Below are 8,998 nucleotides of genomic sequence, written 5' to 3'. Positions count from 1 at the left end.
GGATCAGCTCGTGCGCGAGGTTGCAGTACAGCACCACCTCGAAGCCGTTGCCGCGTGCCGGGCGCGATTCGTTGAGCGCCTGGAACATGTACGCGAAGGCCTGCTCCGACTGGCCGAGCGAGGCATAGCAGCCGGCGATCACGTTCAGCAGCATGCCGAGCTCGTCGTGCTTCAGCACCGCCAGGCCCTCGGCGCGCAGCGGCAGCGCGCGCTCCAGCGATTCGCGGTACTTGCCCTCGCGCCACAGGCAGCGCGCGATGCCGACCTCGGCCAGCAGGTGGCCGGCGCGGTCGTGCGTGGCGTCGAAGCAGCGGTCGGCCTCGGCCAGCTCGCCGGCGGCTTCGAGCGGTGTGGAATACCAGATCAGGTGYAGCCCGCGCACCAGCCGGGCCCAGCCTTCGGCGGCCTGGTCGCCGTGCGCGAGGCTGCGCTCGAGCGCCTGGTCGGCCAGCGCGATGCAACGGCGCGAGTCGCTGTACAGCAGCCGCCATGCGCGGCGTGCGGTGGCGAGCGCGGTGGACGTCGATCGTCGGATGGGCGGCGCTTTCATGGCACCGGATTGTCATCGCTTTTGGCGTGTGCCGGCATCCCCAAGCTTGCCGGCAGGCGCCGGCCCGGCTACATGCTGCGCCGGTACTGCCCGCCCACCTCGAACAGCGCCGCGGTGATCTGCCCGAGCGAGCAGCAGCGCACCGCGTCCATCAGCACCTCGAACACGTTGCCGTTCGCGATCACCGCCTGCTGCAGCCGCGCCAGCATCGCCGGCGCCGCATCGGCATGCGTTGCATGGAAGGCGGCAAGCCGCGCGAGCTGCGACTGCTTCTCGTCGTCGGTCGAGCGCGCCAGCTCGATGTGATCCTGCACCGGGTCGCCGTGCGGGTTGCGGAAGGTGTTGACGCCGATGATCGGGTACTCGCCGGTGTGCTTGAGCATCTCGTAGTGCATGCTCTCCTCCTGGATCTGGCCGCGCTGGTAGCCGGTCTCCATCGCACCCAGCACGCCGCCGCGCTCGGCGATCTTCTCGAACTCGGCCAGCACCGCCTCTTCCACCAGCTCGGTCAGCTCGTCGATGATGAACGCGCCCTGGTTCGGGTTCTCGTTCTTCGCCAGGMCCCATTCGCGGTTGATGATCAGCTGGATCGCCATCGCGCGGCGCACGCTGTCCTCGGTCGGCGTCGTGATCGCCTCGTCGAAGGCATTGGTGTGCAGCGAGTTGCAGTTGTCGTAGACCGCGATCAGCGCCTGCAGCGTGGTGCGGATGTCGTTGAACTGGATCTCCTGCGCATGCAGCGAGCGGCCCGAGGTCTGCACGTGGTACTTCAGCTTCTGGCTGCGCTCGTTGGCGCCGTAGCGCTCGCGCATCGCCACCGCCCAGATACGCCGCGCGACGCGGCCCAGCACGGTGTACTCCGGGTCCATGCCGTTGCTGAAGAAGAAGCTCAGGTTCGGCGCGAAGTCGTCGACGTGCATGCCGCGCGCGAGATACGCCTCGACGAACGTGAAGCCGTTGCTCAGCGTGAACGCGAGCTGGCTGATCGGGTTCGCCCCCGCTTCGGCGATGTGGTAGCCGCTGATGCTCACCGAGTAGAAGTTGCGCACCTGGTGGTGCACGAAGTATTCGGCGATGTCGCCCATCACCTTCAGGCTGAACTCGGTCGAGAAGATGCAGGTGTTCTGCCCCTGGTCTTCCTTCAGGATGTCGGCCTGCACCGTGCCGCGCACGTTCTGCTGCACCCACGCGCGGATCTTGTGCAGTTCATCGTCGCTCGGCTCGCGGCCGTTGTCGGCCTGGAAGCGCTCCAGCTGCTGGTCGATCGCGGTGTTCATGAACATCGCGAGGATCGTCGGCGCCGGCCCGTTGATCGTCATGCTGACGCTGGTGGCCGGGTTGCACAGGTCGAAGCCGCCGTACAGCACCTTCATGTCGTCCAGCGTCGCGATGCTGACACCGGAGTTGCCGACCTTGCCGTAGATGTCGGGCCGCAGCGCCGGGTCGTTGCCGTACAGCGTGACGCTGTCGAACGCGGTCGACAACCGCTTCGCCGGCATGCCTTCGGACAGCAGCTTGAAGCGCCGGTTGGTGCGGAAGGCATCGCCTTCGCCGGCGAACATGCGCGTCGGGTCCTCGCCCTCGCGCTTGAACGCGAAGGTGCCGGCGCTGTACGGGAAGCTGCCGGGCACGTTGTCGAGCAGCAGCCACTTCAGGATCTCGCCGTGGTCCTCGAACTGCGGCAGCGCCACCTTGCGCACCTTGGTGCCCGACAGGCTCTGCGTGGTCAGCGCGGTGCGCAGTTCCTTGTCGCGGATCTTCACGACGTACTCGTCACCCGCATAGGCGGCCTGCAGCTGCGGCCACTGCGCCAGCAGCTTGCGCGACGCGGCATCGAGCCGCTGCTCGCGCTGGTCGGCGAGCTGCGCCGCGGCATTCGCGTGAGCCGGTTGCGCCGCATCGGCCTCCAGCAGCATGCGCGCCGCACCACGCAGCTGCTGCACCTCGCGCGCGAGCCGGGCCTGCGCGCGCGCGTGCTGCTTGTAGCCGCGCACCGTGTCGCTGATCTCGGCCAGGTAGCGCACGCGCGCGCCGGGCACGATCGGCACCTGGTGGGTGCTGTGGCGCGTCGCGGCCGGCGGCAGCACGCCCGCGCGCACCGGCATGCCGAGGGCGGCCAGCCGCGGCAGCAGCGCCTGGTACAGCGCGGTCACGCCGTCGTCGTTGAAGCGGCTGGCCATCGTGCCGAACACTGGCATCTCGTCGGGCCGCGTGCCCCAGGCCTCGCGGTTGCGCTGCACCTGCTTGGCCACGTCGCGCAGCGCGTCGGCCGCGCCCTTGCGGTCGAACTTGTTGATCGCGACGAACTCGGCGAAATCCAGCATGTCGATCTTCTCGAGCTGGCTCGCGGCACCGAACTCCGGCGTCATCACGTACATCGGCACGTCGACCAGCGGCACGATCGCCGCATCGCCCTGGCCGATGCCGGAGGTCTCGACGATCACGAGGTCGAAGCCGGCGGCGCGGCAGGCGGCCAGCACGTCGGGCAGGGCCTGGCTGATCTCGCTGCCGAAGTCGCGCGTGGCCAGGCTGCGCATGAAGACCCGCGGTCCGGCCCGCCACGGTGCGATCGCGTTCATGCGGATGCGGTCACCGAGCAACGCGCCGCCGCTCTTGCGGCGCGACGGGTCGATGCTGATCACCGCGACGTGCAGTGCGTCGCCCTGGTCGAGGCGCAGCCGGCGGATCAGCTCGTCGGTCAGCGAGCTCTTGCCGGCGCCGCCGGTGCCGGTGATGCCGAGCACCGGCGGCGCGTTCTGCTGCGCGACGGCGTGCAGCTCGGCCTTCAGGGCCTCGGGCACGGCGCCGTTCTCGAGCGCGGTGATCAGCTGTGCCAGCGCACGCCGCTGCGGCTCGCCGCGGCCTTGGATCGCCGCCAGCGCCGTGGGCGCATGCGGCGACAGGTCTTGGTCGCAGCGCATCACCATCTCGCCGATCATTCCCTGCAGGCCCATGCGCTGGCCGTCTTCGGGGCTGTAGATGCGGCTCACGCCGTAGCGCTGCAGCTCGGCGATCTCGGCCGGCACGATCACGCCGCCGCCGCCGCCGAACACCTGGATGTGCGCGCCGCCGCGCTCGCGCAGCAGGTCGACCATGTACTTGAAGTACTCGACGTGCCCGCCCTGGTAGCTGCTGATCGCGATGCCCTGCACGTCTTCCTGCAGCGCCGCGGTGACCACCTCGTCGACCGAGCGGTTGTGCCCCAGGTGGATCACCTCGGCGCCCATGCCCTGCAGGATGCGCCGCATGATGTTGATCGCCGCGTCGTGGCCGTCGAACAGGCTCGCGGCGGTCACGAAGCGCACCTTGTGCGTGGGCCGGTAGTCATGACTGCCCCTCGTCGAAGGGGTACCTTCGCCGATCCCCCGAGGGGATGCCGGCCGGCTTGGGAGCGGCCCGGCGCTCGGCCGGTTGCGCGTTGAAGGATCAGCGGTCATCAGTGTCTCCGTGTCAGCGCACGCGCAGCTTCGCGAGGTCGTCGCTGGCCGGCGGGTAGCGCAGCTTCAGCCCGAGCAGCGCGCGCTTCACCAGCGTCGCGATCATCAGGTTGCGGTGCGTCTTCGAATCGGCCGGCACCACGGTCCACGGCGCCCAGCGCGTGCCGGTGGCTGCGATCGCATCGGCATACGCCTGCTGGTAGGCCTTCCACTGCTTGCGCACGGTCAGGTCCTCGGGCGCGAACTTCCAGTTCTTCGTCGGGTCGTCCAGCCGCTCCTGCAGCCGGGCGCGCTGCTCGTCCTTCGAGATGTGCAGCATGAACTTCAGCACCACGGTGCCGGTCTCGGTCAGCATGCGCTCGAAGTCGTTGATGTGGGCGTAGCGCTGGCGCGCCTGCTGCGGCGTGATCCAGCCGTTCACCACCGGCACCAGCACGTCTTCGTAGTGGCTGCGGTTGAAGACCATCACCTCGCCGGCACCCGGCACCTTCTGGTGGATGCGCCACAGGAAGTCGTGGTCGCGCTCCGGGGCGGTCGGCGCCTTCCAGCCGACCGTCTGCACGCCCAGCGCGCTCATCTGGCCGAACACGCCGCGCAGCGTGCCGTCCTTGCCGCTGGTGTCGGTGCCCTGCAGCACCACCAGCAGCTTGAAGCGGCGGTCGGCGAAGAACAGGTTCTGCAGTTCGTCGAGCTCCAGCGCCAGTGCATCGACAGCCGCCTTGTCGGCCGGCTTGTCGCCGGTCGAGAACGGCTTTGCGCCGGGATCGATCGCGGAGAGGTCGAAGGCGCGCTTCTTGCTCCCGGCGTCCGCATACTGGAAATCCGCCCCATCCGGTGCCTTGGTCGTCACGTGGACTCCGTTCGTTGCAATTGACGTATACGTCAATCGCGAGTGTATCGCCGATACTTCGCAGCGGGCGGCCGCACTCCGTTGCGGGGAATCATGGTCTACCCGACCCGATTCCGGCGGCACAATCGCGCCGTTCAGAAGTACAGCGCCGGAGGGGGCGCCAGGGCAGAACATCAGGAGTGGTTCCGTGCCGAGCATCAATATCCCCGTGAAGACGCCGGAAGGCGTCGACGAGTTGGGCAGTCGACAACGAAAACTGGGACAGCGGCATCGCACGGTCTTGCTGCTGGTCGATGGTCGCAGGCGCGAGAGCCAGGTGCGGCAGCTCGCCGTGCAGGCCGGGGTGCCCGACCAGATCTTCGACGAGCTGGTGGCCATGGGCCTGATCATGTTCACGCAGGGCACCGGTTCGATGCAGGGCAATTCCGGCCTGGCACCGCTCGATGTCGACCTGCCGCTGGACACCGTCTCCGGCCCGTTGCCGCCGTCGCTGAGCCTGCAGCCGGAGTCGGTGCTCACCGATTCGATGCTCGGCGAGTTGCCGATCTCCGACCTGGCGCCGCTGGACGAAGCCGACGCCGCGCTCGACGAAGCGCGCGCGATCCTGATGCGCGCCGTGAAGGCCGAGGCGCCGGTCGCCGGCTCGCTGACGCTGATGCGCCTGAAGCGGGCGCGCTCGCGCAACGACATCGAGGCGCTGCTCGACGAAGTGGAGCAACGCATCACGAAGCCGTTCAAGGGCATCTGGGCGGCGCAGACGATTGCCCGCGTGCGCGACCTGCTGCGCACCGTCAACTCGCCGTCGGCGGCCTGAAGCGGCTGGCGCGCGGCGGGCYCGGGACTTTCCCGGGTTTGCCGGATGCCGGCCTGTCGCCCGGGCGGCAGCGGTTACCCTTGCGGCCATGACGTTCCTGGCCATCGACATCGGCAACACGCGGCTCAAGTGGGCGCACTACGGCAGTCCGCAACCGGGCGCGCGGCTGCTGGCGCACGGCGCCGTCTTCCTCGAAACCATCGACCGGCTGACCGACACCGAATGGAAGAACCTGCCGCCGCCGAGCAGCATGCTGGGCTGCGTGGTGGCCGGCGAGGGCATCCGGCGCGAGGTCGAGGAGCAGCTGGAGCAGCTCGCGCACTGGCAGATCGAGCCGCGCTGGGTGGTCTCGACCGCGCATGCCGCCGGCGTCACCAACGGCTACGACCACCCGAACCGCCTCGGCACCGACCGCTGGGTCGCGTTGATCGGCGCCTGGCAGCGCGTGCGGGCGGCCGGTGCGCCGCGGCCCGCGCTGGTGGTGATGGTGGGCACGGCCGTCACCGTCGATGCGCTGGATGAAACCGGACGTTTCATCGGCGGCATGATCCTGCCGGGCTTCGGGCTGATGCTGCGTGCCCTCGAGATGGGCACCGCGGGCCTGAAGGCACCGACCGGCGAGGTGGTCGATTTCCCGACCAACACCAGCGATGCGCTGATGAGCGGCGGCGCGCATGCGATGGCCGGAGCGATCCTGCGCATGGCGGACAAGCTGCGTGCGCGCACCGGCCAGGAGCCGGTGTTCGTGATGACCGGCGGCGCGGCCGTGAAGCTGGCGCCGATCGTGCCGCTGCCGTTCGAGACCGTCGACACGCTGATCTTCGACGGGCTGCTGGAGCTGCAGTCGCACCGCCTGGCGCTGTGATCCCGGCGCTGTGATCAGCCGCTGACGCGGATGACCACCTTGCCGAGGTGYGCGCCGTCGGCCAGGTGCCGGTAGGCGGCCTCGGCCTGATCGATGGGGAACACGTGATCGATCACCGGCCTCAGCCGGTGCGCGGCGATCAGCCGGTTCATCGCCTCGAAGTCGCTGCGGCTGCCGACGGCAATGCGGCGCAGCGTCAGCAGCCGGCCGCTGAAGGCGCGCGGGTCGAGGCGGGCGTCGTCGGTGCCGAACACGCCCATCAGGCCGATGTCGGCATCCCACGCGGCGCAGCGCAGCGAGCGCTCCAGCGTGGCCGGCCCGACCGCCTCGATCACATGGTCGGCGCCGCGGCCGTCGGTCAGGCGCAGCACCTCGCGGTCCCAGTCGGCCCGCTGCCGGTAGTCGACGACCTCGTCCGCGCCGAGCGACTTCAAGCGCGCTGCCTTGTCGTCGCCGGACGTCGTCGCGATCACGCGGGCGCCGAGCGCCTTCGCGAACTGGATCGCGAACACCGCGATGCTGCCGGCGCCCAGCGTCAGCACCGTGCTGCCGGCGCGCACCGGCCGGCCGCCGGTCAGGCCGTTCCACGCGGTCAGCGCGGCGCAGGGCAGCGTGGCCGCTTCGTCGAAGCCGAGGTGGTCCGGCATCGCGAGCACCGATCCTTCGTCGACCACCACCTCGCTGGCCAGCCAGCCCGGCAGGCTGCAGCCGGTCTGCTGCATCGCCTGCGCCAGGCTCAGCCGGCCTTCGGTCCACTGCGGGAAGTAGGTGCTGGTCACCCGATCGCCGACCGCGAAGCGCGTCACCGCGCGGCCCACCTCGATCACCTCGCCCGCACCGTCGCTGACCGGCACGACCCCCGGCGTCAACGGAACCGGGTAGGTGCCGGCGCGGATCATCAGGTCGCGCCGGTTCAGCGACACCGCGTGCACGCGCACGCGCACGTCGTGCGGGCCGGGCGATGCCGGTGGCGCGTCTCGCACCACCAGGGGCGCTGCAGGGTTGTCGGCATCCAGGTGAAGGCTTTGCATCGCGGTCTCGTCGAGAAGGGGATGGCCCCATTCTGGGAGGCAGGTCCAGGACGATGAATACCTGCTACGCTCGATCTCTTGCCTGACCGTCCAAAAAATGATGGACCCCCTCGATGACATCTTTGCCGCGATGCGGGTGCGCAGCGCGTTGTACGCACGGCTCGAACTGAGCGCGCCCTGGGGCCTGGATTTCGCGGCCGGCCGCATGGCGCGCTTCGGGCTCGTCGTGCGGGGCAGTGCGCTGCTGCAGCTGGACGGCGCCGGGCCGCCGGTCGCGCTGGCGGCGGGCGATTGCTTCGTGATGGTGCGCGGCTCGCGCTACGTGCTGAGCGACGCTCCCGGTTCCGCGACGCGGCCCTGCAGCGAGACGGTGCGCGACCACGTCGGCGGCGTCGTGACGCTGGGCGGCGGCGGCGCGCCGGCCACCGCGATCACCGGGTGGGTCGAATTCGATGCGCTGGCGGCGAAGCCGCTGGTCGAGCTGATTCCCGCGCTGCTGCTGGCGCGGCTGGACGACGACCGCAGCCGGCTGCTGCAGGCCACGCTGCAGATGCTCGCCGTCGAAACTGGCACCCCGGCGCTCGGCTCGGGCACCGTGATCAGCCGGCTCGCCGACATCCTGTTCGTGCATGCGGTGCGCTCGCATGCGCAGGCGGTCGCGCTCGACGAGGGGGCGGGTGCGAGCTGGCTGACGGCGTGGGCCGACCGCCGCATCGGCGCGGCCTTGCGCCGCATGCACCATGAACTCGCGCGGGCCTGGACCGTCGACGAACTGGCGTCGGCGGCCGGCCTGTCGCGCTCGGCGTTCGCGCAGCGCTTCCGCCAGCAGGTGGGTGAGCCGCCGCTCGAATACCTGACGCGCTGGCGGATGTTCCGTGCCGGCTGCCTGATGCGCGCCGGCGATGCGCCGCTCGCGGGCATCGCGGCCCAGGTGGGCTACGACTCCGAGCCGGCCTTCAACAAGGCGTTCAAGCGCGTCACCGGCCTGCCGCCCGGCGCCTGGCGGCGCGAGGCGGCCGCGCAGGCTCAGAGGATGTAGCGCGACAGGTCTTCGTTCTTCGCCAGCTCGCCGAGCTTCGCGTCGACCTCGGCGGCGCCGATCGACACCGTCTGGCCCGACAGCTTCGGTGCGTCGAAACTCACCTCGTCGAGCAGCCGCTCCATCACCGTCGACAGGCGCCGCGCGCCGATGTTCTCGGTGCGCTCGTTCACGTCGAACGCGATCTGCGCCAGGCGGCGGATGGCGTCGGGCCGCAGCTCGAGCGTGACGCCCTCGGTCGCGAGCAGCGCCTGGTACTGCTTGACGAGGCTCGCGTGCGTCTGCGTCAGGATGGCCTCGAAATCGTCGACGCTCAGCGAGCCGAGCTCGACGCGGATCGGGAAGCGCCCCTGCAGCTCGGGGATCAGGTCGCTCGGCTTGCTCAGGTGGAACGCACCCGACGCGATGAACA

General features: G+C 70.0%; 6 protein-coding genes and 2 pseudogenes. 3 read left to right on the top strand and 5 right to left on the bottom strand.

Translation table 11 applies throughout. The features are described from left to right. The 3 genes and pseudogenes from AC1D15_RS10335 to AC1D15_RS10325 form a co-directional block, all read right to left on the bottom strand. A pseudogene (locus AC1D15_RS10335) lies at positions 1–550 on the bottom strand (GGDEF domain-containing protein); the annotation flags it as partial. Between the two features lie 68 nt (positions 551–618). Then, positions 619–3,912, bottom strand: coding sequence for a fused isobutyryl-CoA mutase/GTPase IcmF (icmF, locus tag AC1D15_RS10330; protein WP_477825908.1), 3,294 nt, complete (start codon positions 3,910–3,912; stop codon positions 619–621). An 88-nt stretch (positions 3,913–4,000) separates the two neighbouring features. Beyond that, positions 4,001–4,837, bottom strand: a complete 837-nt coding sequence (locus tag AC1D15_RS10325; protein WP_477825907.1) for a PPK2 family polyphosphate kinase — start codon at positions 4,835–4,837, stop codon at positions 4,001–4,003. 187 nt (positions 4,838–5,024) lie between these two features. Between AC1D15_RS10325 and AC1D15_RS10320 the strand changes: the two genes are divergently transcribed. Both AC1D15_RS10320 and AC1D15_RS10315 read left to right on the top strand, forming a co-directional pair. Further along, positions 5,025–5,651, top strand: coding sequence for a hypothetical protein (locus AC1D15_RS10320; protein ID WP_477825906.1), 627 nt, complete (start codon positions 5,025–5,027; stop codon positions 5,649–5,651). 88 nt (positions 5,652–5,739) lie between these two features. After that, positions 5,740–6,516, top strand: a complete 777-nt coding sequence (locus AC1D15_RS10315) for a type III pantothenate kinase (RefSeq protein WP_477825905.1) — start codon at positions 5,740–5,742, stop codon at positions 6,514–6,516. Positions 6,517–6,530: 14 nt separating this feature from the next. On the opposite strand, the gene AC1D15_RS10310 is transcribed toward AC1D15_RS10315, so the two are convergent. Further along, positions 6,531–7,547: a zinc-dependent alcohol dehydrogenase family protein gene (locus AC1D15_RS10310; protein ID WP_477825904.1), complete on the bottom strand. Its 1,017-nt coding sequence runs from the start codon at positions 7,545–7,547 to the stop codon at positions 6,531–6,533. Positions 7,548–7,647: 100 nt separating this feature from the next. Here AC1D15_RS10310 and AC1D15_RS10305 point away from each other — a divergent pair, with 100 nt between their 5' ends. Next, the gene (locus tag AC1D15_RS10305) at positions 7,648–8,586 is read left to right on the top strand and encodes an AraC family transcriptional regulator (RefSeq protein ID WP_477825903.1); all 939 of its coding nucleotides are present in this window, start codon (positions 7,648–7,650) and stop codon (positions 8,584–8,586) included. Here AC1D15_RS10305 and hslU read toward each other — a convergent pair. Further along, positions 8,574–8,998 (bottom strand): annotated as a pseudogene (hslU, locus tag AC1D15_RS10300) (HslU--HslV peptidase ATPase subunit); the annotation flags it as partial. The gene AC1D15_RS10305 and the pseudogene hslU sit on opposite strands and share 13 nt — an antisense overlap.

The sequence above is a fragment of the Rhizobacter sp. P2_H2 genome, from assembly GCF_056403375.1.
Note: the sequence above shows the minus strand (reverse complement) of the source record. Positions and strands in the feature narration are given on the sequence as shown.